23 protein-coding genes are annotated in these 26,245 nt (G+C 41.3%); 9 read left to right on the top strand and 14 right to left on the bottom strand.

The features are described 5' to 3' along the window. Positions 1 to 31 precede the first annotated feature (31 nt). A complete protein-coding gene (locus PCIT_RS13305; RefSeq protein ID WP_010364530.1) occupies positions 32 to 3,679 on the top strand; it encodes a sensor histidine kinase in 3,648 nt (1,215 codons plus the stop codon). Between the two features lie 44 nt (positions 3,680 to 3,723). Here PCIT_RS13305 and metG read toward each other — a convergent pair whose 3' ends face one another. Further along, positions 3,724 to 5,751 carry a methionine--tRNA ligase gene (metG, locus tag PCIT_RS13300; RefSeq protein WP_010364532.1) on the bottom strand — a complete coding sequence of 676 codons (2,028 nt, stop codon included), beginning with the start codon at positions 5,749 to 5,751 and terminating at the stop codon, positions 3,724 to 3,726. Between the two features lie 170 nt (positions 5,752 to 5,921). Between metG and PCIT_RS13295 the strand changes: the two genes are divergently transcribed. The 3 genes from PCIT_RS13295 (at position 5,922) to PCIT_RS13285 (ending at position 10,333) form a co-directional block, all read left to right on the top strand. Beyond that, on the top strand, positions 5,922 to 6,995 hold the full coding sequence (locus PCIT_RS13295; protein WP_010364534.1) for an Mrp/NBP35 family ATP-binding protein: 1,074 nt from the start codon (positions 5,922 to 5,924) through the stop codon (positions 6,993 to 6,995). Between the two features lie 3 nt (positions 6,996 to 6,998). Continuing rightward, positions 6,999 to 7,586, top strand: a complete 588-nt coding sequence (dcd, locus tag PCIT_RS13290) for a dCTP deaminase (RefSeq protein WP_010364536.1) — start codon at positions 6,999 to 7,001, stop codon at positions 7,584 to 7,586. 269 nt (positions 7,587 to 7,855) lie between these two features. Beyond that, a complete protein-coding gene (locus tag PCIT_RS13285; RefSeq protein WP_010364538.1) occupies positions 7,856 to 10,333 on the top strand; it encodes a putative bifunctional diguanylate cyclase/phosphodiesterase in 2,478 nt (825 codons plus the stop codon). Here PCIT_RS13285 and PCIT_RS13280 read toward each other — a convergent pair. Both PCIT_RS13280 and PCIT_RS13275 read right to left on the bottom strand, forming a co-directional pair. Next, entirely contained in the window at positions 10,293 to 11,084 is a 792-nt protein-coding gene (locus PCIT_RS13280; protein ID WP_010364540.1) for a CLCA_X family protein, read from the bottom strand. The genes PCIT_RS13285 and PCIT_RS13280 overlap by 41 nt on opposite strands. Beyond that, on the bottom strand, positions 11,081 to 11,677 hold the full coding sequence (locus tag PCIT_RS13275) for a tRNA-uridine aminocarboxypropyltransferase (RefSeq protein WP_010364542.1): 597 nt from the start codon (positions 11,675 to 11,677) through the stop codon (positions 11,081 to 11,083). Before PCIT_RS13275 ends, PCIT_RS13280 begins: the two co-directional genes overlap by 4 nt. Before the next feature lie 113 nt (positions 11,678 to 11,790). Here PCIT_RS13275 and PCIT_RS13270 point away from each other — a divergent pair, with 113 nt between their 5' ends. From PCIT_RS13270 to PCIT_RS13260, 3 genes are all read left to right on the top strand, one after another. Further along, entirely contained in the window at positions 11,791 to 12,141 is a 351-nt protein-coding gene (locus PCIT_RS13270) for an Hpt domain-containing protein (protein ID WP_010364544.1), read from the top strand. A gap of 94 nt (positions 12,142 to 12,235) precedes the next feature. Further along, positions 12,236 to 13,453, top strand: a complete 1,218-nt coding sequence (locus tag PCIT_RS13265; protein ID WP_010364545.1) for a pyridoxal phosphate-dependent aminotransferase — start codon at positions 12,236 to 12,238, stop codon at positions 13,451 to 13,453. 242 nt (positions 13,454 to 13,695) lie between these two features. Next, the gene (locus tag PCIT_RS13260; RefSeq protein ID WP_010364548.1) at positions 13,696 to 14,541 is read left to right on the top strand and encodes a DMT family transporter; all 846 of its coding nucleotides are present in this window, start codon (positions 13,696 to 13,698) and stop codon (positions 14,539 to 14,541) included. Positions 14,542 to 14,550: 9 nt separating this feature from the next. Here the strand turns inward: PCIT_RS13260 and PCIT_RS13255 are convergent, their stop codons facing one another. From PCIT_RS13255 to PCIT_RS13225, 7 genes are all read right to left on the bottom strand, one after another. Continuing rightward, positions 14,551 to 15,243, bottom strand: a complete 693-nt coding sequence (locus PCIT_RS13255) for a M15 family metallopeptidase (protein WP_010364549.1) — start codon at positions 15,241 to 15,243, stop codon at positions 14,551 to 14,553. Continuing rightward, positions 15,243 to 16,385: a succinyl-diaminopimelate desuccinylase gene (dapE, locus tag PCIT_RS13250; RefSeq protein WP_010364551.1), complete on the bottom strand. Its 1,143-nt coding sequence runs from the start codon at positions 16,383 to 16,385 to the stop codon at positions 15,243 to 15,245. Before dapE ends, PCIT_RS13255 begins: the two co-directional genes overlap by 1 nt. After that, positions 16,382 to 16,729: an ArsC family reductase gene (locus PCIT_RS13245; RefSeq protein WP_010364553.1), complete on the bottom strand. Its 348-nt coding sequence runs from the start codon at positions 16,727 to 16,729 to the stop codon at positions 16,382 to 16,384. The genes dapE and PCIT_RS13245 overlap by 4 nt, the downstream gene beginning before the upstream one ends. 21 nt (positions 16,730 to 16,750) lie before the next feature. Beyond that, on the bottom strand, positions 16,751 to 17,254 hold the full coding sequence (locus PCIT_RS13240) for a PTS glucose transporter subunit IIA (RefSeq protein ID WP_010364555.1): 504 nt from the start codon (positions 17,252 to 17,254) through the stop codon (positions 16,751 to 16,753). Positions 17,255 to 17,256: 2 nt separating this feature from the next. Beyond that, entirely contained in the window at positions 17,257 to 17,637 is a 381-nt protein-coding gene (locus PCIT_RS13235) for an ACT domain-containing protein (RefSeq protein WP_010364557.1), read from the bottom strand. An 87-nt stretch (positions 17,638 to 17,724) separates the two neighbouring features. Then, complete coding sequence (gene pta / locus PCIT_RS13230) at positions 17,725 to 19,887, bottom strand: phosphate acetyltransferase (protein WP_010364559.1); 2,163 nt, start codon at positions 19,885 to 19,887, stop codon at positions 17,725 to 17,727. 1 nt (position 19,888) lies between these two features. Further along, on the bottom strand, positions 19,889 to 21,085 hold the full coding sequence (locus PCIT_RS13225) for an acetate kinase (protein WP_010364561.1): 1,197 nt from the start codon (positions 21,083 to 21,085) through the stop codon (positions 19,889 to 19,891). Positions 21,086 to 21,239: 154 nt separating this feature from the next. On the opposite strand from PCIT_RS13225, the gene yfbV reads away from it, so the two are divergent. Further along, positions 21,240 to 21,686, top strand: coding sequence for a terminus macrodomain insulation protein YfbV (gene yfbV / locus PCIT_RS13220; RefSeq protein ID WP_010364563.1), 447 nt, complete (start codon positions 21,240 to 21,242; stop codon positions 21,684 to 21,686). 59 nt (positions 21,687 to 21,745) lie between these two features. Here yfbV and rlmA read toward each other — a convergent pair whose 3' ends face one another. The 3 genes from rlmA to xthA are packed head-to-tail and all read right to left on the bottom strand — an operon-like array spanning position 21,746 to position 23,994. Beyond that, a complete protein-coding gene (gene rlmA, locus PCIT_RS13215) occupies positions 21,746 to 22,555 on the bottom strand; it encodes a 23S rRNA (guanine(745)-N(1))-methyltransferase (protein WP_010364565.1) in 810 nt (269 codons plus the stop codon). After that, positions 22,552 to 23,178, bottom strand: a complete 627-nt coding sequence (locus tag PCIT_RS13210) for a hypothetical protein (RefSeq protein ID WP_010364567.1) — start codon at positions 23,176 to 23,178, stop codon at positions 22,552 to 22,554. Before PCIT_RS13210 ends, rlmA begins: the two co-directional genes overlap by 4 nt. A 6-nt stretch (positions 23,179 to 23,184) precedes the next feature. Next, positions 23,185 to 23,994 carry an exodeoxyribonuclease III gene (gene xthA / locus PCIT_RS13205; RefSeq protein WP_010364569.1) on the bottom strand — a complete coding sequence of 270 codons (810 nt, stop codon included), beginning with the start codon at positions 23,992 to 23,994 and terminating at the stop codon, positions 23,185 to 23,187. 262 nt (positions 23,995 to 24,256) lie between these two features. Between xthA and PCIT_RS13200 the strand changes: the two genes are divergently transcribed. Next, the gene (locus PCIT_RS13200; protein WP_040697198.1) at positions 24,257 to 24,691 is read left to right on the top strand and encodes a hypothetical protein; all 435 of its coding nucleotides are present in this window, start codon (positions 24,257 to 24,259) and stop codon (positions 24,689 to 24,691) included. 73 nt (positions 24,692 to 24,764) lie between these two features. On the opposite strand, the gene PCIT_RS13195 is transcribed toward PCIT_RS13200, so the two are convergent. Then, positions 24,765 to 26,054, bottom strand: a complete 1,290-nt coding sequence (locus PCIT_RS13195) for an anti-phage deoxyguanosine triphosphatase (protein WP_010364572.1) — start codon at positions 26,052 to 26,054, stop codon at positions 24,765 to 24,767. Between the last annotated feature and the right edge of the window lie 191 nt (positions 26,055 to 26,245).

The raw sequence follows: 26,245 nt of genomic DNA, 5'->3' as shown, positions 1-26,245 counted from the left end.
TTATAAATCTGATCTCGCTTTTTGGCCGTATATGAAAACTGCTTGGTATCTTGGTTGGCTATTATTCTTATTATGTAAACAAGTATGGGGCGTACCTCAGTTTACAGATACAGCCCAAGTTATGAGACATTATGATTATCGAGCAGGGCTTAGCCAGGTAACGGTGACCGCTTTAGCCCAAGATCAATTTGGTTATATTTGGATTGGTACACAGGCAGGATTAAATCGTTTCGACGGGCATGAATTCAAAACATTTGTTTCACAACAACAGGATGTAAAAAGCCTAGCGGGTGGCTTTATCACCGCATTGTGTGTGAGCAACGATAAAGTTTGGGTTGGCACCAGTACTGGTTTGAGTGTCTACCACACCGTTCAAGGGCGTTTTACGTCGCTTTTAGCGAAAGAGCAGCCTGTGATTGAGTCTGACCGAGTGAGTTGGATAGATTGTAAAGGCGAGCATGTTATTGTTTCTACGGAAGATAACACATCATATGAGATTGATAAGTCATCTTTAGTTCCACACACCCTCAATATTGAAGGTAATTACATTCGTAATGTCGTTCAGCGCGGAGATAACTATTTTTACTTAAGTGATATGGGTTTTATGGCGTATCACAAGCAAGCGCAAACATCAGTACAGTTACTCGCTGGTGAATTTAAAGAAATGACGTACCAAGGTCAGCGCGCCATGCTGGTGAGTAAATCTAATCGTTTAATTAGTTATGATACTTTGTATCAACGTATGCTCTGGTCCCGGAACTTCGATACTGTTCAAAATATTACGCTGCATAGTTTAGAGATTAATGGCAATGAAATTCTTGTAGCAAGTGATCACGGAGTCTATTTACTAGATCTTCAGGGGAAGCTACTTAACCATTGGTATAAAAGAGATAGGCAAACAGCGGGTCTTCAAGATAATAACATTTTGACGGTAATGCGCGATAAAAACCAAGATTTATGGATAGGCACTGAGACTCGAGGTTTACATTTTTTTAGTCAGCTAAGTGAGTCATTTGGCCATGTAAGTGAATACAACTACCCTCATTCACCTATGGAAACTGCGGATATACGAAATTTCGCTATTGATCGAGAAGACCGTATTTGGTTGGCAACATCGAATGGCGCACATATTTTCGATGGTGCGGGGTTTAAACCCGCCAAACATTATTTTTCAAAGCTTAAAGTACTCGATGGCAGTTTTATAACGCGAATTATCTTCAATGGGGAGTGGCTATGGGCTGCAACACGCGGTAATGGTGTCGTTTCATTTAACTTGGTGAGCAAAGAGCTAATACATCTTAAGCCTGATGTCGGCAATGGGCCAGAGCTTAGCTTTAATGATGTTATGGTATTTAATGGAAAAGTCCTCGTTAGCTCAAGAACAATGGGGGTAATGTTTTTCGATGAGCAAAGCAAAACTCTGCAATCTATGTATACACCGCAACAAAACTCTCCAAGTCACGTTTCTTCCATGGCAGTAGTTGACGGTAAGCTTTGGTTTGGGTCGATAGGTAATGGTTTATACCGTGATATGGGAGACACGCTTGAGCACCTCTCAACTAGCGATGGCTTAGTATCTGATTTAGTGTTTATGCTGGAACAAGATCAATATGGCAGGGTATGGGTTGCGAGTGAGTCAGGCCTTTCACTCATATCTAAAGAGTTTGAAATTGAGCAAGTGTTTACGCAACAAGATGGATTGGCAAATAATGCAATATGGGGGTTAGTGTTTGATAACTTGAATCACTTATGGGTTGGCAGTAGCGGTGGACTTAGCCAAATTAACACCAGTAATTTGAGCATTCACAATTTCTCACCAGTTGATGGCGTGCAAGGGAATGAGTTTAACTATAACGCAGCTTGGCTTGCACCCGATGGACGTATTTTTATTGGTGGTGCTATGGGGTTTAACCAATTTTACCCGCAAAAACTCAGAGTAGATAACTCTGCAAGTCCGCTACTAGTGAGCCATATTGAGCTGTTAGGGAAAAGTTTGGAGCCGAGTGAGAAAGGGCTGTTGAAAACAGCACCAGAGTTGGCACAGAGCTTAGAACTACGCTACGACCAAGATATTATTTCACTGCAATATTCCAGTTTAGAGTATGGTTCAGAGCAACAACAATTTTATTACCGTGTGATAGGGCTCAGCGACAAATGGTTAAAGCTTGCGAAAGGGGTTAGACAAGTTAACCTACTTCGTTTGGCACCAGGAAATTATACTGTAGAGTCTTACACGATTAACCGGTTTAACGTGCAGTCACCCATACACCATTTTTCTCTTATCATTAATGCTCCGTGGTGGTGGAATATCTATGCAAAATCAGTCTATGTATTGGCGCTACTCGCATTAGTTTTAATTACGGTAAGGATTAGACAAAAGCGATATCGTCAAGTGGTTGCTGACAACTTAAAAATGAGTGAATTACGACAACGTTTAGAGCTATCGCTTTGGGCCAGTGGTGATGAGTTATGGGATTGGCATTTAAATAAGAAAGCGATTTATCGACATAGTGTTTCGCCCAGAGTGGATTATGGTGCGGCTGATAGTCATATGGAGTTGGAAGACTTTATTCAATTTGTACATCCCAAAGATAACATTTTACTCGAAGATAAAGTGGAAGCGTGTATCAGAGGCAATGTTGAGAGCTATGAAATCGCGATTCGTGTAAAAGATTTAAGTGGAAATTGGACCTGGGTGCTTGATAGAGGGAAGGTAGTTGATAGGGATGACAGTGGCAAAGCGATTAGAATAGCAGGGGCTTTGAAAGATATTGCGGAACTTAAAGAGCACGAAAATGCGCTACAAATGCTTAATGAGCAGTTAGAGATTAAAGTTGAGATGCGCACTAACGAGTTATATACCAAAAATCAGACACTTGAAAGTGCGATGGCGACGTTAAAGCAAACTCAACAAGAGCTTATTGAAAGTGAAAAAATGGCATCACTAGGGGGGTTAGTCGCAGGGGTTGCCCATGAGATAAACACGCCTTTGGGTGTTGCTTTAACGGCAATGACTTATAACCAAGAGTGCTTACAGGCGGTGGAGAAAAAACTGGCAGATAAAACGTTAAAGCAAAGTGATTTAACCAAAGCCATTGATGAGCAAACTGAAGGGTATCAGCTGATCCTGAGAAATTTAGACAGGGCGCAAAACTTAATTGGTAACTTTAAACAAGTGGCAGTTGACCAGTCGAGTGAAACATCGCGACAGATAAACCTTAAAACGTATATTGAAGATGTATTCCATTCTTTGGCCCCACTCATTAAGGGCAAAAATATCACGATTAATGTAACAGGTAGCGATACCGTGTTGTTAACCACTTATCCCGGCGCGATTTATCAGATCCTCACCAATTTATTAAATAACTCTGTATTACATGGGTTTGAGCAACAAGGCAAAGGAGAGGTTCTAGTTACCATTGCAGTTGATGATGTCAGCTGGTATGTCAATTATACTGATGATGGCGTTGGTATGAGTGAAGAAATGTTGAAAACGGTGTTTGATCCATTTGTTACTTCTAAACGCAGTCAAGGTGGGTGTGGCTTAGGGATGCATATTGTGTATAACTTGGTGACGCAGTTGTTAAAAGGAGAAATTAAGTGCTTTTCTGAGCAAGGTAAGGGCATTGCAGTGAAACTAAAAGTCCCCATTGAAGGTGAGAAACGTTCAGAGTCGTAATATCAAGAAATGGCCTCTTACAAGGCCACTTCTAGTGATATCGTTTACATTACACGCATACCTGGCTCTGAACCATCGTCTGGATTAAGAATATAGATTTCTTTGCCACCAGGCCCAGCCGCTAATACCATGCCTTCAGACATACCAAAGCGCATCTTACGAGGTTTAAGATTAGCAACCATGACAGTAAGTTTCCCCTCTATGTCTTCAGGCGCATAAGCAGATTTAATACCTGCAAATACTTGGCGCGTTTCACCACCTAAATCAAGTGTCAGTTTAAGCAGCTTATCAGCCCCTTCTACATGCTCCGCTTTGGCTATTTTTGCTACACGTAGGTCAACTTTAGCGAAATCATTGAACTCTATTTCGTCTGCGATGGGCTCTTTTGCAAGCGGGCTATTAGGATCAACTTTTGGTTGAGTTGTAGCCGCTAAGCTTTCTTTTGACTCTTCAAGCATGATATTTACTTTATCCATATCAACACGCTGCATTAGGGCCTTGAACTTATTGATTGAGTGACTTGTTAGTACAGTTTGGGCACTCTGCCATGTAAGCTCAGTATTTAAAAACTGTTCAACATTACTTGCCATCGCCGGTAACACAGGTTTCAAATACGTCATCAGTATCTTGAATAGGTTTAAGCCCAATGAACATACTTGATGTGCTTGCTCATGCGTGTCTTCATTCTTAATTAACACCCATGGTGCTTGTGCATCGATGAATTGGTTTGCTTTGTCAGCAAGTGCCATGATCTCGCGAATGGCACGACTATATTCACGTTGCTCATAATAGTCAGCTATCACGCTTGAAGCAGCTTGGAATTCAGCAATTAGCTCAGGCTCAAGCACGGTCTCGCTTGTTTTCCCATCAAATTTTTTGGTAATAAAACCCGCACAGCGTGACGCGATGTTAACTACTTTACCGACCAGATCTGAATTTACACGTTGTGCAAAGTCCTCTAAATTTAAATCTAAATCAGTGATCCCGCCATTAAGCTTAGCGGCAAAGTAATAACGTAAGAATTCTGGATCTAAATGTTCTAAATAGGTACGGGCTTTAATAAATGTGCCCTTTGATTTTGACATTTTAGCACCGTTGACCGTTACGAAACCGTGCGCGAACACATTCGTTGGTTTACGGAACTCAGCGCCATCTAACATAGCCGGCCAGAATAAGCTGTGGAAATAAATAATATCTTTACCGATGAAGTGGTAAAGTTCCGCATCAGATCCCTCACCCCAAAAAGCATCAAAGTCTAAGCCTTTTTTATCGCATAGGTTTTTGAAGCTAGCCATGTAGCCAATTGGTGCATCTAACCAAACATAAAAGTATTTCCCTGGTGCGCCGGGGATCTCAAAACCAAAATAAGGTGCGTCTCGGCTAATATCCCATTGCTGAAGACCATCAGCAAACCATTCATCTAGCTTATTTGCCATTTCTGTTTGAATACTGCCAGAGTGAAGCCACTCTTTGAGCATGCCTTCGAATGCTGGTAAGTCAAAAAAGAAATGTTCAGAATCTTTTAGAATTGGCGTAGCGCCTGACATTACTGAGCGCGGCTCTTTAAGCTCAGTTGGGCTATAGGTTGCGCCACACACATCACAGCTATCTCCATTTTGGTCAACTGCATCACAAGTTGGGCATGTACCTGTAACAAAACGGTCTGGTAAAAATATATTCTTTTCAGGGTCGAACAACTGAGAGATGGTGCGCTTTTTAATATGCCCTTTGTCATTTAGACGGTTATATATTAGTGCGCTCAGTTCTTTGTTTTCTTCACTGTGTGTACTGTGGTAGTTATCAAACTCAATATTAAAATCTGCAAAATCACGTTGACGTTCGATGCTTACGTTTTTCACCATTTCTTCAGGTGTAATACCCTGTTTTTGTGCGTTAAGCATAATCGGTGTGCCGTGTGCGTCATCCGCACAGACATAATATGTTTCATGACCACGTAGTTTTTGAAAGCGTGACCAAATATCTGTCTGGATATATTCAAGCATGTGCCCTAAATGAGTCGGGCCATTGGCATAAGGTAGAGCACTAGTGATGAGAATTTTTCTCTTAGTCATAACGGTTCCGTGAATTTTGAGCGGTTCTGTTTAAGAAACAGCCAACCCTCTAAGTTTTAGTTTACAATTGCCACTTTGTGCTCGTGTAAAGCATCAATAGACTGGTGTTAATGGGTTGAATGTTACATAATTCCGAGGTCTTTTTCATCACTCGAGTACGTTTTATTTCTATGTTTGGTATTAATAAGCTATTTAAAAAAAATAATTCAGACAGAACTCGGCTCTATGAAGTATTAGACGCTTATAAAAGCGGCGTATTTCCTTTAGGGATAGAGCGTGAATGGGTTGTGAATTACACACAAGATAATGGTGTAATCTCCTTGGCTTTGCAGATCCCTTTTGCGGTGAAAAGTGTAAATTCGTGCTTAACTGACTATCTTACTAAAGAGCTAGGCCAATCAGTAAAACTGACGATTGATGTAAAACTGCCAGATGTACATAAATATAAAAAAGTTAAACATATTTTATTAGTGGCTTCCGGTAAAGGGGGAGTTGGAAAGTCGACTACCGCAGCCTTTTTAGCGCAGGCACTCTCTGCAGAAGGCGGACGAGTAGGCGTACTTGATGCTGATATATACGGTCCGTCTATTCCAACTATTTTTGGCGTGCAGGATGCAAAACCAACGTCAAAAGATAATAAAACGCTCAACCCAATCATAAAAGATGCGGTTAGCATTCAATCGATAGGCTTTTTAGTGCCTGCTGAAAATGCAACCGTATGGCGAGGTCCAATGGCTTCGCAAGCATTAAATCAGTTGTTGAATGAAACCGAGTGGGGGGAACTTGATTATCTTATTGTGGATATGCCTCCTGGTACCGGAGATATCCAACTAACTATGACACAAAAAGTGCCCGCAAGTGGCGCATTAATTGTGACTACTCCACAAGACTTAGCGTTAGCCGATGCACAAAAAGGCATTGCGATGTTCAATCAAGTTAACTTACCTATTTTAGGGCTAATTGAGAATATGAGCCATTTTCTATGTGGTCATTGTGGAGAGAAAAACCATATTTTTGGTCAGCACGGAGGGGCTGATCTAGCTAGCCGCCATGGTGTTCCTTTGATAGCAGAAGTGCCTTTAGATATTAATATTCGAGAGACATCAGAGCAGGGCGAAAATATTTTAACGGCGTCAACAGAGCAAGTAGCTAACTATGTTGCTTGTGCACAGCTTGTTGGCAGCATATTGCATTATCAAACACAATCAACCTCAACGGTCGATATAGTGATAACGGATGACTAATCAATGAGATTATCAGATACCCATATAAAACAAGCGATAGAAGAACAACGGATCATTATTGAGCCAAAACCAGAAGAGGGTATGATCTCTGGGATCACGTTGGATTTACGCTTAGGAAATAAATTTCGTGTATTTCAAGATCACGCAGCCCCATACGTTGATTTAAGCGGGCCAAAAGATCAGCTAAATGCCGCAATGGAATCGATTATGAGCGATGAAATTGTCTTGGACGAGAATGAAGCATTCTTTTTACACCCAGGACAACTTGCATTAGCGATAACCTATGAGTCTGTGACGTTGCCTGCTGATCTTGTTGGGTGGTTAGATGGGCGTTCATCGCTGGCGAGGTTAGGGTTAATGGTGCATGTAACAGCACACCGTATTGATCCGGGCTGGTCTGGAAATATTGTACTTGAGTTTTATAACTCTGGTAAATTACCCCTTGCACTTAGACCAAATATGAAGATAGGTGCTTTAAGTTTTGAAACGATGAGTAGTGAGGCACAAACCCCTTATAACGCAAGAAAAGATGCTAAATATAAAGGGCAAAATAGTGCTGTAGCGAGCCGGATCAGCGACGATAAACAATAAGTGATATGCTTGGCTTTTTAATTGGATCAATAACTGTGTTCAGCGTCCAGCAACAGTTTTTATCGACACTGAAAAAAGCCAAGTATTGAGTACTTTTAAGTTCTGTAATACCCTCTTTTTGTAAAGTCTTCACAGATTTAATTCATTACCTTGAGCTAGGTCATATTAATATATGAATATTTTTATTCAATACTGGCAATACTGAATAAAGTTTACATACTTTAATATTGATTGAACGAGACGAACTGTCTCGACATCAAGGAGAGAGTATGTGGGGATGTGACAAAGCTTTAAAGATGCTGTGTGCGTTGCTTATCATGACTGGTATGTGCGCCAATGTAATGGCTGCACAAGTATTTAATGATCTAAGCAATGAAATGACCATTAATGAAATTATAAATGGTCATGGTCAATTTGAGATAATTGAGCAAGACAAAGTTGTCGCAGCGAAAGCTATTTCTACTTGGCTAAGAGTAGATATTCCCGCTGCTCCCAATAGTACCCGCGAAGAATATTTCACCATTTATAAACCTGTTGAAACAGCACTTGATATGTATGTTGTTGAATTAGGTCAAGTCATTGTTGCGGTTAATTTACCGATAGACAATGCAGTACTGCCGAGATTACAAAGTATTTATCCCCATATTAAATATACGACGTCTGAGTTTCCTCAACAGATCTATATTCGGTTTCAAGCGCCTTTTAATGCTCGGATTGACTATCAAGTACAGTCTGCTCATGATTTTTCGGAACACTCTCAAACGAGGCTTTTCTGGTACGGGTTAGAACTCGGCTTATTGTACTTTGTGGCACTTTTTATTGCCTCGGTGGCTGTATTTAGTAGTCGCCATTATTTACTATATTTGGGTGGATATTTACTGTTATTAGCATTACAGTGCAGTGCAAACAATGGCAGTATTTATTATTATTTACCACAAAAGGTAGCCCAGTGGTTTACTCATCATTGTAGTATGCTGGTGGTCATGGGACTTGCAGCTTGCTTACTCTTTCACTTCACCTTCTTTAAAATCAATAAAAATGCAAAGCAGCTAACATACCCAACTTTTATTTTGGCTGCTTTACTGATTTTTATGGGGCTATTGTCTATTGGTATTGGTTCACCAATTGCGGTGCAAGTTCAAGCCTTGAGCGTGCTCACGACGGTAGGGCTCGGTATCGCTATGTGTACACAATTGGGTAGAGAACATGTAACAGAGGCTCGAGTGTTGCTGTTAGCTTGGTTACCTATGTTTGTATTAGCCTTTACATGGGTAAGCATGCAACTAGGTGTATTTGTAAATAGTGCTTTAGTTAATCTGAGTCAAGTAGCCGTGATCTCACATGTTAGCTTACTTGGATTAGTTATTTACTTGAGAGACAAGCAACAAAGAGATGCATTTGTTTTTTACACAAATCATGATAAAGATACGGGTTTGCCAAATCGTTTGGCGCTTAATCAAAAATTAAGCAAGCTTGCATCAAATCACCAGCACCACACATTATTGTTATTTAAACCATTAGTCCTCAATAGTATTCGGCTTAATTACGGAATGGATTATGCTGATAGGCATTTAAATAGCTTGTTTGAAAAGCTTAACTTACAACTTGATACGTATGGCAATTCTACGATTAGCACTAAGCACAGTGACAAGCATACTGATATTTACCGGTTAGATGAATCGGTGTTCGCGGTGATTTTGGTGGGTAAATTGTCGTTGTCGCAAGTAGAGCAGTACGTCTGTTTACTTTCTTCAGTGTTTGAAGAAGGAGTAGAGTTAAAAGGGCATCAACTGGTCGATAAAATAGAGATTGGTGTTGCGCATTCGCCTGTTCATGCTAAAAGTGCCGAGAAATTGATACAGCGAGCTATGTTGGCATTAGCTACTAAGTGTTCCAGCAGTGAGCGATGGCAGCTTTTCGACGTGGCTAACTCTATAGTGTCTGAGCGCAGGCTTAAAGTTACCTCTGCATTAAAAACAGCGTTAGATAAAGGCGAGTTTGCACTTTATATGCAGCCCCAAGTTAACTTATCGACTGGAAAGGTGCAGGGAGCAGAGGGGTTGCTAAGGTGGGAACACCCAGAGTTGGGGCAAGTACCACCAGATGAGTTTATACCTATTGCAGAGTCATCAGGAATGATATATTCAGTGACAGAGTGGGTTATTGAGCAAGGGTTTCATTATCAAAAACAAATCGTTGAACTGTACCCCAACCATGTTCTATCACTCAATATCTCTGGAAAAGACCTAGCTAAACGAGAGCTAACGGTACAACTGATCACACTTATCAATGAACTCGATTTAAATCCGCGTCAAATCATCTTGGAGATCACTGAGTCTGTGACCATTGGTAAAGAAGCGAATTTAAAAGGGATCGTTGATGATTATAGGCGTATTGGCATCAAGGTCGCGATTGATGATTTTGGTACGGGTTATTCGTCTTTGGCATATTTAAGTCAGTTAGGCTTTGATGAGCTAAAGATTGATAAGCAATTTGTCATGGATATAGAAAGTTCTCGAAGTAACCAAACTATTTGTAAAGCCACCTGCGATATGGCGCATAGCTTGGGGTCAAAAGTTGTGGCTGAAGGAATTGAAAGCCTCGCTAGTTATACGCGACTACAAGGGTTTGGCTGCGACTTTGGGCAAGGTTATTTTATTTCTCGTCCATTACCATTTGATGAATATTTAGTTTGGTTAAATAAGGCTAATCGCGCCGATGATGTAAAGCAGCACCTAGTACGTTAAAGTAATTAAACACATGCTGTGAGAGTTGGGCACGAAGTGAAGCGCAAGGAAACCCGCCAGCCTTTTCTAAGTCACTATTGATTATGCCACTGACTAAAAATGCGTTCTGTATGCTCGCATGGTATGCGATACATGCTTCGAATGCTCGGGCTGTCAGCTCTTCAGGTTTACTGAAATACAGTTGGTTGTATTGCTTATCTAAATGCACTGCTTCATTAAAGTAGACACTGGGGTTGTTCGCGGTTACGTCTAATAAGCAGGTTTGATAAAAGTCACTGAGAATGGTGTTTAATGGGTGGGCTTTTTTCTGTATGTTGCTTAACCAGTAACTCGAAGCAAATCCATGGGCAGAGGTTGTAGTAAACATGTGCTTACAAATATAGTGATCAAACGCATGCCACCATTCGTGCGCGATGGCTCCGGCACCTGCGTTTTTAGCCAGCGCTAAGGTTCGAGATGCACTATTGTAATGTGCTTGCACACCTAATTGACCTCCTGTACCAAAAGAAAAGTTAAGCGTGCCTCTTAAACCGATAGCTTCTGGTGGAATGTTAAGTATTTGCGCCAAATCGGCTAGTGCATCATAGATTAAATTGGCGCTGATATAGCGCTCACTTTTAGTGACCCATTGGCCAATAGAAATAGTACAAAAACCAAATGTATCGCGCACTTCATCGAAATCAACTTGGTCACCAAATCGATAATCAGGACCGTTACGACGGAACCCTTTACTCAGACGCGTCACTTTCATTCTGGGTATCTAGCCTTAACATGGGCAGGCATAAACTTAGTTTGTTCTTCTATCATACCGTCTAGTAATGATAGTAACGGTTGTGAGTCTATACTGTCATGATGGGTTAGGAAAAGCCCTACGGCTTCAAGAGTTGACAAGCTATAGACCTGCTCTGCTTTACGAATAGTATACTTATTTTTGGGAATGTCGTTAAAGCTCACTGCAAGGAGTGTTTTTAGCCAAGGGTTTAGGGCTAAAATTTTATTGGTTTTTTTCCATGTACCATCAATAACCAGTAAGGTTTCTATGTTGCATTGTGAATTAGGCAAGGTTTCTGCCGCAACTGAATGCTCTGATGGATACAATAATGCGCAGGTTGCTAAATTAAGTTGTGATAGCAGCTGCATAAAGTCCCGCTGTGACTCACCCACATACACTTCGATATTTGATAATTGTAGAGTCAATAACCGCACTGTATTTTTTGCCAGCTCGGTTTCATCAGGGTGTTGCAAAATGATGATTCTAGTTCTATTTTTAATCGGTTCTTGTAAGTATTTACACACACACGTTGTGAGTGGGTATGTACAGTGTGAGCATTGTAAACGTTTCATGAGCTACTCGTGGATAAAACCTGGGCAAATAGTACCATATATCGTGAATTGTTTTGCTAATAGTTACTGAATTGACTAGCATTACAAGTATTAAACAAGACGAAGGGATTGTTATGAATGTAACTATTAACGAAGACGCCTTAGAAGGTATGCAATCACTTTTGGGTGATCAGTTTGAAGACACGCTGACTTTTTGCTGTGATGAGTTTGAACGACTTGAAAATGAATTAAGAATGGCATTGACCTCGAATAACCAAGACGCGATACGTCATGCGCACAGCTTAAAGTCAAATGCAGCACAGTTTGGTGCAATGAGCTTGAGTAATACGGCTCGAGCAATTGAGCAAGGCTTAATCAACGAAGATACGCCGTCGGTACAAGAGAATGTTGCTCGCTTATCAGCACAAGTTGCAGGCTCAAAAACACAATTATTACAATGGCTCTCTTCTAAAGCTTCTCTGTAGCTAAGCCATAAATAAACCGAGCAAAAAGTGTAAACTCCCTCTGGTTATTGGAAGGCTTTTTAGGCTATTCTAAAGCCGAATGAGGGAGAAATTAATGACTAAACTAACAAAAAGCAATAAATTAAACGGGGTGTACTACGACATTCGTGGGCCAGTGCTTGATCAAGCAAAAAAAATGGAAGACGAAGGACTTAAAGTCCTAAAACTTAATATTGGTAATCCAGCCGTATTTGGTTTTGATATGCCTGAAGACATGCATCGCGATATTATTCGCAACCTACATGCAGCACAGGGTTATTGCGATTCTAAAGGGTTGTATTCAGCGCGAGTTGCTATTTACCAGCATTACCAACAAAAAAGCTTACCGAGTATTAATGTTGACAATATCTACATTGGCAACGGAGTGAGTGAGCTGATTCAAATGACAACACAGGCACTGCTTGACAGCGGTGACGAAGTGTTAATTCCTGCACCGGATTACCCACTTTGGACAGCATCAGTAAAATTGGCTGGTGGGACACCTGTGCACTACTTGTGTGATGAAGAGCAAGATTGGTTTCCTGATTTGGAAGACATTCGCGCTAAAGTAACCTCTCGCACTAAGGCGTTGGTCTTGATCAATCCAAATAATCCAACGGGGGCTGTTTACGACAAAACCTTGCTTCAAGGGCTGATTGACATCGCGCGCGAACATAACCTGTTATTACTGAGTGATGAGATTTATGAAAAGATCATTTATGACGATATAGAGCATATGTCAATTGCGGCGATGTGTGATGACCTGCCTGTGATCACATTTAATGGGTTAGCTAAGTCATATCGTGCGGCAGGGTTACGTATGGGGTGGATGATCTTAAGTGGTAAAATTAGTGCCATGGGCGATCTTATTACCGGTTTTAACATGCTCGCCTCCATGCGATTGTGTGCAAACGTGCCCGCTCAGTTTGCGATTCAGCAAGCGCTTGGTGGAATACAATCTATTGATAACTTGATTTTGCCTGGTGGTCGGTTGTATGAGCAACGTAAGATTGCAACAGAGGGCCTTAATGCGATTGATGGTATCACCTGTGTAAAGCCTAAAGGTGCGCTGTATGCTTTTCCAAAAATAGACTTAGCCAAGTTTAACGTAACCAATGATGAGCAAATGATGCTTGATTTACTGCGCGAAGAAAAAATCATGTTGGTACCGGGACGAGCCTTTAATTGGCCGAAACCAGATCACTTTAGATTAGTCTTCTTACCTCATAAAGATGAACTTGAACCTGCAATGCAAAGAATTAAATACTTCTTTGATGGTTATCGACAGTCATAGTCGGGTCCTCTGGGTGATATTGCCCTTTGATGACACCCCCATGTGAGATGCTGCAAATGATTTACCTTGGAAGATAATGCTTTTTAGGTAAGTCATTGCATAGTGGGCCCTTCCAGTGTGGTAAATTTTTTATTAATCACGGTGTGAACAATATATTAGCCTTTAATTTCTATGTAAAAAAACAGGCTTGATATGGAGCACGATTGATATGAACGTAGCGCTTTTTTAATAGGCATCATGTTATGCGATATTTGATATTGGTATGTGCACTTGTATGTTTTGCCTTAAACTCACTCTTTACGCGATACGTGATCAACTCTCAATTACTCGATGAATATACCTATACCGGACTGAGGTTGGCTAGTGGTGCTATTATGCTTGCTGTTATCTTAGTCGTATCAGAAAAAAGTGTTACAAAGCTGTCAGGCTATGGCAGTTGGTATGGTGCTATCACTTTACTCATGTACCTCGCTGGCTTTAGTCTTGCGTATACAGCATTAGATGCAGGATTTGGCGCTTTAATATTGTTTACATCTGTAACCTTAACAATGGTGGTTGGGGGACTGCTTCTCGGCCAGCGACTATCGGGTGTCCAGTGGGTGGCATTAGTTGTGGCTTTGCTAAGTCTGAGTGTTTTATTAAACCCCGTTGTATCAGACATAAATTGGCCTGCTGTCGTGGCTATGATGATCAGTGGCGTAGGATGGGGGGCATATAGTTTACATGGTGCAACGCTCAGTGAGCGAGGACAAGGAGCTACGCAAAGTACCGCAGGTAGCTTTATCAAATGTAGCTTGTTTGTGCCAATAATACTGCTGTTTACACCGTCCATGGTATTTACCTGGTACGGTGCTGGCTTAGCCATAATATGTGGTGCAATTACGTCTGGCTTAGGCTATGTCATGTGGTATCAAAGCTTAATATGGCTAAAAGCCGATACAGCAGCAACATTACAACTGACAGTGCCAATTATTACGTTGTTCCTCGGCTTTATTTGGCTAAGTGAATCAATTAGTCTAATTCAAGCTGTGTGTGCGGCAGTAATTTTAGTGTCGGTAGGTGTGTATTTAAAACAAAAACGGACCTAATTGCCATATTTAAGGTAAAGATATATTGCGTATGTAACGTGCATGCAAGTCTGATAAGTTTGCTAAGATTGTGTCTTTACCTGCTACCTCAAATTGACGTATGGCATTGCTTATATTGTCGATGCTTTGCGCGTCGTTAAGGTGTTTTGCAGTGTTGATATGGCTAATATGCCACGGTTCGGCGGCCACTCCACCATTGTATTGTGCATAAGGTCGATAAAAACCACATGATGCTAAGTTTTCATCTAGCCAGTTATTAAATTCATAAAAAGGACCATCAGTTTGATATTCCCAAGGCTCTAATTGTAGTTTCTGGCCCGGTTTTAAAAAGTTACCTGCGTATACATCGAGATCTGTGCCAAAGTGGTGTCGGCTTCCGCCTGGTAATGCTGAGAACAGCATAATTGCATGACACTTATCAAGTTCGTTGAGCTGTGATAAATCAATCGGTTTATTTAGCTTGTCTAATACAGTGCGTTCCCCCTGAAATTTTCCGTTCCAAATATGCATTTGACGCTCAAAATCTCGGTAGGCTGATGCAATAGATAACTCAAAACCTGCATTCATCGCGTTAGTTTTGAGTTTATCAAAGTCACTAACAATGTCTTTATGTAACCAAGTACCTTGGTAGTCATACAAGTGGGTTTGTATTAACCCACAGGCGATATTGGCTAAATCCGTATCAAAAGTTTGCTGAGGCATTAGGTCAGTAGTTTTTCCAAGATTCGTTCATAAATTAATGCGAGCTTATCGAGATCGTCGGTGCTTACACATTCGTTCACTTGGTGGATGGTGGCATTAAGTGGGCCAAGCTCTATAACTTTACAGCCCGTTTGAGCTATAAAACGTCCATCAGAGGTGCCTCCAGATGTTTCAGGAGTACTTTGAATACCTGTTACCTCTTCAATTGCCTCTAAGGTAACATTTAACAGAGGCCCTGGTTCTGTTAAAAATGGTAAGCCGTTTACTATCCACTCAATATCGTATTCTAGAGCAAAGTCGCTTAATAAGTTATGAACTCGGCTTTTCAGCTCATCAGCCGTGACCTGTGTACTGAAGCGAAAGTTAAACTGTACGTATACGTCGCCGGGAATAACGTTGCCAGCACCTGTACCGCCAGCAATATTTGACACCTGTAAGCTGGTCGCTGGAAAGTAGTCATTGCCATTGTCCCAAACGGTTTCAGTCAAAGCGTTTATAAATGGCGCGACTTTATGGATCGGGTTTGTGGCTAGATGGGGGTACGCAACATGACCTTGTTTTCCTTTGACCGTTAAGTGTGCCGTTAAAGAACCTCTGCGACCGTTTTTAACCACGTCTCCTAATACATTTCGGGATGATGGTTCACCCACCAAGCACATATCAATTTTTTCACCGCGTGCTTCGAGTAAATCAACGACTTTAGTTGTGCCGTTGATAAAGGGACCTTCTTCATCAGAGGTGATCAAATATGAAATAGACCCTTTATGATCAGGGTGTTTTTGGACAAAGCGCTCTGTCGCAACAATCATGGCTGCGAGTGAACCTTTCATATCGGCAGCACCTCTACCATGTAACATACCCTTTTCGATAGTGCCTGAGAATGGAGGGTATTGCCATGCTGCTTCATCACCTACAGGGACTACATCGGTGTGCCCTGCAAAACAAAAGTGTGGCTGACTATCGCCTTTACGCGCCCAAGTATTCAGCGTATCAACAAAAAAGTGTTCTTCAATGTTAAACCCCAGTTTTTGCAGGCGTTGATTCATCATTGACTGACAGTCGGCATCTTCTGGTGTAACAGATTGGCGTTGTATTAACGCTTGAGCAAGCGCGATAACAGGGCTTAAGGTATTGTCACTCATGCGCCAAAAATCTCGTCATACTGTGCAGCTTTGAATCCCAAATAATAGTGTTCTTTATGTATGATAATTGGACGCTTGATCATTGCAGGAGAATCGAGTAAATGCTGCTTGGCGGAATTTTCATCTAGCGTACTTTTTTGTTCATCAGTAAGCGCTCGGTATGTCGTTCCGCGTTTGTTTAGGACATTTTCCCAGCCTAGTTGAGCAAAAAACTGCTCTATAAGATCTGCAGATATACCGTCTTTTCTATAGTCGTGGAAGGTAAATTCTACATTGTTATCATTAAGGTATTTTTTGGCTTTTTTTATTGTGTCACAGTTAGGAATACCGTACATGATGGTCATAAACAGGCCTTATTCATAAAATTATTCAGATTTAGTAAGTGTTACGAGGGGATCTTGTCCTGCACTTACTTGTTTTAACGGATAATAACATGGTCCCAATTTTTCTGCATTGATGAGTACCACAGAGCCAATCGCCGGAGTAACTGAGGCGGGAATATCAAAATAAGCAAGTAGCTCACCTTGTTGTACTGTGGTTTTACCAAAGGCATTAAAGGTTTGATATTGGGTAGCAGAATACTCAGTAGGAATACGTATATTCACCAGTATTTTAAGACCATTTTGCGCAGAGATAATGAACTCGGTGCCATGCTGTTTGATTTGTTCTATTGTGCCATGGACAGGTGAAACGATTTTAAAGCTGCTCAATTGCACACAAATTCCTCTGCCTAACATTCCTTGTGAAAACAGAGGGTCGGGGTGGCTACTTAGAGGAGTGACTTTACCGCTAAATGGGCTAGCTAAATGCAGTAGAGGCTGGTCAATTGAGTTAATCGGTGCATAAGATATAACAGGGGAAAAGTGCATTTTTAAAGTACCATATAGCCATCTTTTTTGAGCGCTTGAATCGCGATATCTATTTGTTGATCTTTGACTAAGATAAAATCGGTATCGTAGGTCGACATAGCGAATATAGAAATATTGGCATTAGCAAGTACACCAGAAATATCTGCCATGATCCCCGTGAGAGAAAATCCTAAAGGACCGACAACTTCTAAGGCGCGCCAGTGTTTTTCAGCAGCAAAGCTATTCATTTTTATTTGGCTTGGGCAGACAATCGAGAGTTCTTCATCAGTTTTGGCAATAAAAAATATCTCAGCGTTTAAGACGGCTGCAGGAATGGTGTCATCACAATCAAGGCTGTGAATGGTGAAGTCTTGGTTGAGCAATTGTAAGGTTTGCTTTGACATCCCGTAAGCTCTATAAAAACTAATTAAGTTAATAGTATAGCCAAGCGTAAAAAATTAAAACCTTTTTCATGCTTGGCTGATTTTGAATTACTCTTGAGGTGCTGAGTCTATAATTTGTTGTGCTTGAATGGCTGTTAACGCAATAGTGTAAACAATATCATCTACTAAGGCGCCGCGACTTAAGTCGTTCACAGGTTTACGCATACCTTGTAACATAGGACCAATACTGATCAGATCGGCACTTCGCTGTACGGCTTTATACGTTGTATTACCCGTATTTAAGTCAGGGAACACAAACACGGTCGCTTTACCTGCCACTTTACTGTTTGGTGCTTTCTTTTGCGCAACATTTTCCATAATTGCTGCATCGTATTGAAGTGGGCCATCGATGTCTAAATCAGGACGCTTTTGCTGAGCAAGCTCTGTGGCTTCACGGACTTTTTCAACATCAGCACCATGACCTGACGTGCCAGTGCTGTAACTAATCATCGCAACACGCGGTTCAATACCAAATGCTGCGGCTGAGTCTGCTGATTGAATGGCAATGTCTGCAAGTTGCTCGGCTGTTGGATCTGGATTAATGGCACAATCCCCATAAACCAGCACTTGATCTGGTAACAGCATAAAAAATACTGAACTGACAAGTGATGAGCCTGGTGCTGTTTTTATCAGCTGTAGGGGAGGGCGTATGGTATTTGCCGTGGTGTTCACCGCACCAGAAACCAACCCATCTACTTGAGACTGCGCTAACATCATGGTGCCAAGTACCACATTATCTTGCAATTGCTCTTCGGCAACAACTTCTGTTAAACCTTTGTTTTTTCTAAGTTCAACCATTGGCGCAATATAATTTTCAATTTCTTGATGAGGTTCTAGAATGGTCACATTCTCATTCAATTCAACCCCTTGTTGTAACGCAATACGCTCTATTTCTTCACGCTCACCTAATAAAACCGTTTTTGCGATGCCACGTTCACCACATATGGCTGCTGCTTTGATGGTTCTAGGTTCGTTACCTTCAGGTAATACGATGGTTTTATTTGCTTTGCGTGCTAAATCAGTCAATAGATATCTAAATGCTGGAGGAGAGAGCTTACGTGTTTTTGCAACGCCTTGCGCTAAGCTGTCTAACCAGTCTGAATCTATATGATTCGCGTTGTGCTGCTTTACTTTATCAATACGTTGTTCATCATCACTGGGCACTTCCATATTGAAGTTATGCAGTAACAAAGAAGTACGCCATGTATCAGCTTCTGTTGCAAGGATGGGTAAACCGGTTTCCATTGCCTGTTCGCAAAGACTCATGATCCGTGGTTCTGGTTTAAAGCCACCAGTGAGTAAAATAGCGCCGAGTTTTGTGCCATTCATTGCTGATAAACATGCAGCGACTAAAATGTCAGAACGGTCGCCAGGTGTAACAAGCAGCGCACCAGGGGTAAAGTGATTAAGAATGTTTGACACTGTTCTAGCGCAGAAGGTCACGCGACGTAGGCGTCGATGTGCCATATCGCCTTCGTTCATCACTTCAGCGTTAAGGTAATTACACAAATCAACAACACGTGGTGCAACCAAGTCGAAATCCCAAGGGATCGTCGCCAGTAATTTGAATGGATGCTTACGGAAAATAGGTAATGAAGCTAAACGGTTAATTTCATTCTCAAGTTCTTCAGGCTTATGTTGATCAACAAGATCAGCACGTGCACGGCCCTCTTCATCAAGCGGGGCGTTTACTTTGTTAAAAATACAGCCTAATACACGACTATGGTCGACTCCGCCGTAGTTCCCTGAAGCAATTTCTAATCTATCTTCTAACTGACTGTTATTGTCGTTACCTGGAGTGAGGACAAACACTATATCTGCGCCGAGCGTTTGAGCAATTTCCCGGTTTACACGCCCTGCATAGGGTTGCAGGCGGGTAGGCACCATCCCCTCAATAATGGCAACTTCATCGTCATTTATTGCGCTTTCAAAACGTTCGACTATTTCTTCCAGTAAATCGTCGCCTTTACCATCTCCAATCATTTGCTCTGCGTAGCTTAGAGCAAATGGTGTAGGTGGCTGTATGGTCGAACCCTGTTGTACGATAACGGTGGACTTTTCAGGGCCTTCATCTTCTTTGCGTGGTTGTGCAATCGGCTTAAAGAAATTAACTTTAACGGCTTTTTGCTCCAATGCACGAACTAAACCTACAGAGATGGAGGTTAGTCCCACGCCTGTAGAGATAGGGATTAGCATAATACGACGGCCCATACTATTGCTCCTGCGCGATGGTGGCTGCGTCAGACGCAATTACCCATTCTTCGTTTGTTGGGATCACAATAGCGCATGGCGTGTTTTGGCTGGTAATAATGCCTTGATTGCCAAATCGAGCCGCAAGGTTTTTATCGTTATCAATGCTCAGGCCTATAAATTCGAGCATAGAAACGACTTTTGCACGGATCACATCTGAATTTTCCCCTATTCCACCCGTGAAAATGAGCGCGTCTAAACCGCCAAGAGGTACAATAAATGCCGCGATTTGTTTGGCTAGTCGGTAACAGAAAATATCTAGCGCTAACGTCGCTTGCACATGGCCATCAGCGGCAGCTTCTTCTATTGTTCGGCAGTCGTTTGACAATTCACTTATTCCGAGCAAACCACTTTGTTTATTAAGCAGTTCATCAACCTCTTGCGCTGAATAATTAAGCTGGTTGACTAAGAATGAAAATAAACCCGGATCGACATCACCACTGCGAGTGCCCATGACGAGCCCTTCAAGTGGGGTAAGGCCCATACTTGTATCGACTGATTGACCATTTTTGATGGCGGTTACTGAGCAGCCGTTGCCTAAATGAGCACTAATGATGCGAGAGTTATTTTCAGGTAGCGCTAAAATTTTGTGTGCTTGAGTCGATACATAATAGTGGCTAGTACCATGAAAGCCGTAACGTCTCACGCCGTGTTCAGTATATAATGCATGAGGAATAGCGTATAAAAACGCTTGCTTGTCCATCGTTTGGTGGAAGGCGGTATCGAATACAGCAACTTGTGGTAAATGTGTGAATGCTTTTTGTGCCGCCGAAATGCCGAGTAAGTTAGCAGGGTTATGAAGTGGCGCCAGAGCACTAGTTTGTTTGATAGCATCAATCACGCTATCCTTGATAAGGACCGATTTTGTGAAGTGCTCACCGCCATGTACTACGCGGTGGCCAACAGCAATAAGGTCAGTATCTAATTTTAGTTGCTTAACAAGCTCAACGAGCTTTTCAATAGCGACTTGATGGGCATCACCGGCGCTTAAGTCAATGTTGTGTTTGGTGCCATTGTATTTGTATTTTATAAGTGGCGCTTGCTCTGCAAGGCGCTCGGCTAAACCTGACAGGGTTTCAGCGCCAGAGTTGATATCGATAATGGCAAACTTAAGGCTAGAGCTACCACAGTTTAGGACCAAAACATGCGAAGATGACATAATGACTTTCCGTTTTTGACAAGAACAGTAAACGCGTATTAAGCTTATAGTGAAGTTGCACTAAAGTTACACGTTAGACCAAGGTATAATTGACTCAATTAAGACTGTAATTTTACCTGATTATTTACCTAAAAGTTAGCACCTAGGAGTTATGATGCAAAAAAGTCTTATTTCACAAGTGCAGCTTGGACGCCAATACGCCAAAGAGTGGCCTATGCGAAAAGAACTCGCGCCGATGTTTGCCGAGTTTAGAGTGATAAAAGCCACAGAGTTTGGCTTAACAGTTATGCCGATGCTGGCTATTTTTACGGTGTTTTTTCAGACTAGTCAGTTAGGTATGGAATATTTACCGCAAGCAATTGCAATTGCTTTATTCTTTTTATCTTTACCAGTGCAAGGTCTGTTATGGCTGGGTAAGCGCGCTGACACATCGTTAAACCCGTCATTGAGCTCGTGGTATAACGACCTGTACCATAAAATGGTTGCTAATGGATATGATACGCCGCTGGCATCTAGAAAGCCAAACTATAGACAATTGGCTAAATTGCTCAATGACATGTTTAATAAAATGGACAAAGCTTTCACCAAAGAGCAGTTTTAGGTGAAGATTGATCTAATAGGCTGTTTTAACAGCCTATTAGTATTAATTGTCGGGTTTAGTTACACTTTCTTTGGCACAAACTCACTGATATAAAATGACAGCGTAACTTTGTGCTCGGGTACTTCGTTTAAGTCTCGATAATGAGAGGCTTTAAACTTCCACGCAAACGGTGTCATCATGATCAGGTTTTCAATCACACTGGTTGGAAGAGACTGACATTGCTCAAGATGGGTTTGCTTTTTGAGTTCAAACCCTTCTGGACAGGGCACAGGTTCATGTAAATTCACGTCATCGTAAATACGCGATTTGAGTTCAAACAAATGTTTTGGCCCTGGGCTAACAATGATCACAGTGCCACGTTCATGACATAACCTGTGCAGCTCATCAGCAAATACGGGGGCAAAAATACTGACCAACACATCTGCAGAATGACTTTCAAAGGGAGTTTGTTTAATTGACGCGACGCTAAAATTGACATTTTTATAGCGTTTAGCGGCATATTTTACCGCAGACTTAGAAATATCGACCCCATAAACTTGTGCCTCATCGGGTAGTTGTTTAGCAAAAGCTTGGGTATAAAAGCCTTCCCCACACCCTAAATCAATGACGGATGATGGCTCAGTTGCAGTTATGCGCTCGGTAATCTTTTGTCTTAAAAACTCGTAGTGCTCTGTTGCAAAAAAAGCACGACGTGCTTGCACCATTTCTAAGTTATCACCGGGTTGTTTAGAATTTTTATTTTGTACAGGTAATAAATTAACATAACCTTCTTTGGCAAAATCAAACTGGTGGCGATTCTTACACTGCAAGCTTTTGTTATTAAGAAGCAAAGGTTCGTCACATAATGGACAGCGATACATCAAGGTCATTTATCTAAATATTCCCGATCATAAAAAGTTTTTACCCACTCAGGGCGGTATGTAATAAGTAAGGTTATCGCCATACCGTTGAGCATAGCCTCTGGAAACCACATTAATACAGAGTAAAACAAATAATTGTCGTACAATGTTTGCCATGGATAGACGCCTGACCACCAGAAGTAGCCAGTGTTGATCATAATTTTTGCTGCACCCACGAGACCTGCACATAGAAATGCGCAAACAAAAATATACACAAAAAAGTGTCTAGGCAAGAAATTGTAACACAGTACAAATAACCCATAGCTTAAATAGATAGGAAACAGTGCTGTGAACAGTAAAAAAGGAGCAAATTCGCTGGTCGAAAGAGGAGTAAAGTATGCAAGCAGGCCTACAGTGAGCAAGGCACTCAAACTGGCTAATCGCCAACCCATCACCAATGTGATGGCTGTTACCCCCAATATATGAATATTGAGATAGGGTAATATTCCTGCTTTGATTTGCCAAAGCAGGGCTAAAATCAATGAGCAAGCAAAAACCCCACTTTGGCGAGCAGGGCTTGCTAATAGGGCGTAACACTCTGCCTTATTGAAAGTAAGCAGTAGCAACATGCCTGCGATAAACGCTTCTAACATACTTGTTTAGCCGTTGAAATCAGCCCAGATAGGCGCATGATCTGATGGCTTTTCAATACCACGTAATTCATAATCAATGGCACTGATAGTACAGTGTGGCAGCAAAGACTCTGTGGCTAGAATAACGTCAATTCGTAGGCCTCTATTATCGACAAAACCTTTCGAGCGGTAGTCAAACCACGAGTACAGGTCGGTTGCGTCAGGCGTGAGGGTTCTGAAGGTGTCTTTTAGACCCCAATCAAGTAAAGTGGCTAACCATTGTCGCTCTTCTGGCTGAAAAGAACACTTGCCTGTTTTTAACCAGCGTTTTTTATTTGGTTCACCAATACCAATGTCTAGATCTGTCGGAGAAATATTAATATCACCCATAACGATCAGATGCTGTTTAGGGTCGCAGTGTTCTTGCAGGTGAGTCATTAAGTCAGCGTAAAATTGACGCTTATAAGGAAACTTGGTTTCGTGGCTAATGTTATCTCCCTGTGGGAAGTATCCATTCATTATTACCACATCTTCACCCGCTGCGTTTTCAAATGTGCCGCTGATCATGCGTTTTTGTGATTCTTCAGTGTCTGTTGCAAAGCCTTTTTGAATAGACTTTGCCGGCTTTTTAGACATGAGGGCTACGCCGTAGTGGGCTTTTTGACCGTGAAAATACACGTTGTAGCCCATGGCTTCAACATCTTCAATTGGGAAAGCTTCATCATGGACTTTTATTTCTTGTAATCCGATAACATCAGGCTGGTGTTTATCTATAATTGCCTGTAATTGATGTAATCTTGCTCTCAAACCATTGATATTAAAAGAAATGACTTTCATATTTAGGAACATTTATTGTTATACGCTAAGGTGCTCATATTCTACCATTGAAATGCGCTTATGACATATCAGCAAAGATAAAAAATAAAGGTTAATATTTGATCGTTTATGAGGCAAATGTATGCATTTGTTACTGTTGCACAGAGATCACTTTAGTAATATGTAAATAGGCTATTAAATGCGCTATTTTAGCTTGTTTAAGCATTTACAAACTTACAGTTGGCTATATAATGCGCGCAAATTTATTATTTGTGAGTATATTATGTTTAAATCTATCTCTTTAGTTGTTGCACTCTCTGCTACATTGTCAGTTAACGCGACACCGGTACAATATACTCAAGGTGACGCATCTGCAGCATCAAAAGTATGCGTTGTTGCTGCACAAGAAGGGTTGAGCGCTGCACGTGTGGCTGCATCACAACATGGTATTCATATTTCTCGCTTTTCAAAAAGCATCTTGTGTAATGGCGAAGATATTCGTGATATTGCAAAGCAACTTACAAATGACACAAATACCAGCACCAAACAAGTTGCACTGTATGCTAAGACGTCAACATCAGCGACTGAATTATGCATAAAAGCGGCAAAAAATGGTTTATCAAGTATTTCAAAGTATGGTCATAAAGCACGCAGCCTGCGCTGTAATGATGTGCCTGTAAGAGAGTTTGTTAGACAGTTCGCAAATACTGCCATTTAATTGTTTTCCTTAATGTGATGAGGGGAAAAGTTATTGTATAAAACGCCAAGCGACTGCTTGGCGTTTTTGTCATTTATTCACTGCTAAATAACCGTTTATGTGTTCTTCTGGCATACTCGTCTGTCATGCCCGCTAAATAATCCGTTAATACACGCATTTGTTCGGCTTTAGAGCTGGCTTGCACATAGAGATCTTGTGTTGTGTAGGGAAGTAAACGCATAGGGTCGCTTGCGAGCGCTTCAAATAAGTCAATTAGTAAGTTTTGCCCACTGAATTCAATTTGCTGCATTTTAGGTTCTCGAATTAAACGTTCAAACACAAAGGTTTTGAGTACTTGTAAAATCGCCGCATATTCAGCGTCAATTTCTACGCAATATTTGAGAAGTGGCGATTCAAATTCAGCATTTTGTATAACCAAATGACTGTTAACGATAAATAGGTTTACAAGCTCGCCAATGGCATCTTTACGGAGTGATTCATCAAAAGAAAACAACCGTAATGTTAAGCTTTCTAAATTGTTTGTAAGCCATTTCGAAGGAACGGCTTTTAATTGTGGTAATGCATAGTTCTGCCAATCGGCAAGACTTAAGGTGTCGGTGGCTATGGCGTCTTCTAAATCATGAACCGCATAGGCAATGTCATCTGCTAGTTCCATAATCGCGCAGTCTAGAGATTTAAATTGCGTTTTTCGTTTATGCCCATCAAAGGGTTTGTTTTTTTGTAGTAAATGCCTGTCTGGTTCAGAAAATGGCGAAAGCACCCAATTAAACACATCTAAATCACAGCGATAAACGCCTTTTGCAGGTAACCAATCTTTGGCTTTTATAAAAGGCCGGCTCGCATCATGTTTGGGAATGTTAAACCATAGAGTATCGATAATGGCGGGGTATTTTATAAACCCTAGTAATGTGCGTCGGGTTAGATTCATTCCAAAGCCTTTACTATACGGTTCTAGTTTTGAAACAATCCTGAGAGTTTGCGCATTGCCTTCAAACCCACCATATTCTCGCATTAAATAATTAAGAGCGGTTTCTCCGCCGTGGCCAAAAGGCGGGTGGCCAATGTCATGGGCTAAACACAGTGTTTCGATTAAGCTGGTGGAGGGGAAGTGCGCAAAGTCGGGGTTTTGAATACGAAGGTGTCGTAAAACTCCGCTACCAATCTGTGCGACTTCAAGCGAATGTGTAAGCCGGGTACGGTAAAAATCATTGACACCGATACTCATTATTTGAGTTTTAGCTTGCAGGCGTCTAAACGCTGCTGCATGAATAATACGAGAGCGATCTACTTGCCATGCAGAGCGGTTGTCGTTGGGCCGATTCTTTTGTTGTTCAGATAACCTTTGCTGCCAAGCAGAATGCATAATGACTCCATGATCAAATTACATAGTAACGTAGGTTGTACATTTTCATACATAGTTGAATGAGCACAAACTCGCGTTTAATTGCTACTTTAAGTATAATACGCCGTTAATTTAAAATGAAAGAACGATGTAATAGTGTACTAAAATACTGATAGTAACAAGTTATATCAGTAACTTACAGCCAAATTATG

The organism is Pseudoalteromonas citrea, assembly GCF_000238375.3.
GTDB classification, from domain to species: Bacteria; Pseudomonadota; Gammaproteobacteria; order Enterobacterales; family Alteromonadaceae; genus Pseudoalteromonas; species Pseudoalteromonas citrea.
This window is presented reverse-complemented; position numbering and strand designations above follow the sequence as displayed.

What these genes read in the sequence shown, in the direction of transcription:
- PCIT_RS13285 (WP_010364538.1), top strand. Translation starts at nt 7,856, where the DNA reads ATGTGGGGATGTGACAAAGCTTTAAAGATGCTGTGTGCGTTGCTTATC.
- metG (WP_010364532.1), bottom strand. Translation starts at nt 5,751, where the DNA reads ATGACTAAGAGAAAAATTCTCATCACTAGTGCTCTACCTTATGCCAAT.
- PCIT_RS13275 (WP_010364542.1), bottom strand. Translation starts at nt 11,677, where the DNA reads ATGAAACGTTTACAATGCTCACACTGTACATACCCACTCACAACGTGT.
- PCIT_RS13240 (WP_010364555.1), bottom strand. Translation starts at nt 17,254, where the DNA reads ATGCACTTTTCCCCTGTTATATCTTATGCACCGATTAACTCAATTGAC.
- pta (WP_010364559.1), bottom strand. Translation starts at nt 19,887, where the DNA reads ATGGGCCGTCGTATTATGCTAATCCCTATCTCTACAGGCGTGGGACTA.
- PCIT_RS13210 (WP_010364567.1), bottom strand. Translation starts at nt 23,178, where the DNA reads ATGTTAGAAGCGTTTATCGCAGGCATGTTGCTACTGCTTACTTTCAAT.
- PCIT_RS13195 (WP_010364572.1), bottom strand. Translation starts at nt 26,054, where the DNA reads ATGCATTCTGCTTGGCAGCAAAGGTTATCTGAACAACAAAAGAATCGG.
- PCIT_RS13225 (WP_010364561.1), bottom strand. Translation starts at nt 21,085, where the DNA reads ATGTCATCTTCGCATGTTTTGGTCCTAAACTGTGGTAGCTCTAGCCTT.
- PCIT_RS13305 (WP_010364530.1), top strand. Translation starts at nt 32, where the DNA reads ATGAAAACTGCTTGGTATCTTGGTTGGCTATTATTCTTATTATGTAAA.
- PCIT_RS13245 (WP_010364553.1), bottom strand. Translation starts at nt 16,729, where the DNA reads ATGACCATCATGTACGGTATTCCTAACTGTGACACAATAAAAAAAGCC.
- dcd (WP_010364536.1), top strand. Translation starts at nt 6,999, where the DNA reads ATGAGATTATCAGATACCCATATAAAACAAGCGATAGAAGAACAACGG.
- yfbV (WP_010364563.1), top strand. Translation starts at nt 21,240, where the DNA reads ATGCAAAAAAGTCTTATTTCACAAGTGCAGCTTGGACGCCAATACGCC.
- rlmA (WP_010364565.1), bottom strand. Translation starts at nt 22,555, where the DNA reads ATGACCTTGATGTATCGCTGTCCATTATGTGACGAACCTTTGCTTCTT.
- PCIT_RS13235 (WP_010364557.1), bottom strand. Translation starts at nt 17,637, where the DNA reads ATGTCAAAGCAAACCTTACAATTGCTCAACCAAGACTTCACCATTCAC.
- PCIT_RS13265 (WP_010364545.1), top strand. Translation starts at nt 12,236, where the DNA reads ATGACTAAACTAACAAAAAGCAATAAATTAAACGGGGTGTACTACGAC.
- PCIT_RS13255 (WP_010364549.1), bottom strand. Translation starts at nt 15,243, where the DNA reads ATGCCTCAGCAAACTTTTGATACGGATTTAGCCAATATCGCCTGTGGG.
- xthA (WP_010364569.1), bottom strand. Translation starts at nt 23,994, where the DNA reads ATGAAAGTCATTTCTTTTAATATCAATGGTTTGAGAGCAAGATTACAT.
- PCIT_RS13270 (WP_010364544.1), top strand. Translation starts at nt 11,791, where the DNA reads ATGAATGTAACTATTAACGAAGACGCCTTAGAAGGTATGCAATCACTT.
- dapE (WP_010364551.1), bottom strand. Translation starts at nt 16,385, where the DNA reads ATGAGTGACAATACCTTAAGCCCTGTTATCGCGCTTGCTCAAGCGTTA.
- PCIT_RS13295 (WP_010364534.1), top strand. Translation starts at nt 5,922, where the DNA reads ATGTTTGGTATTAATAAGCTATTTAAAAAAAATAATTCAGACAGAACT.
- PCIT_RS13260 (WP_010364548.1), top strand. Translation starts at nt 13,696, where the DNA reads ATGCGATATTTGATATTGGTATGTGCACTTGTATGTTTTGCCTTAAAC.
- PCIT_RS13200 (WP_040697198.1), top strand. Translation starts at nt 24,257, where the DNA reads ATGTTTAAATCTATCTCTTTAGTTGTTGCACTCTCTGCTACATTGTCA.
- PCIT_RS13280 (WP_010364540.1), bottom strand. Translation starts at nt 11,084, where the DNA reads ATGAAAGTGACGCGTCTGAGTAAAGGGTTCCGTCGTAACGGTCCTGAT.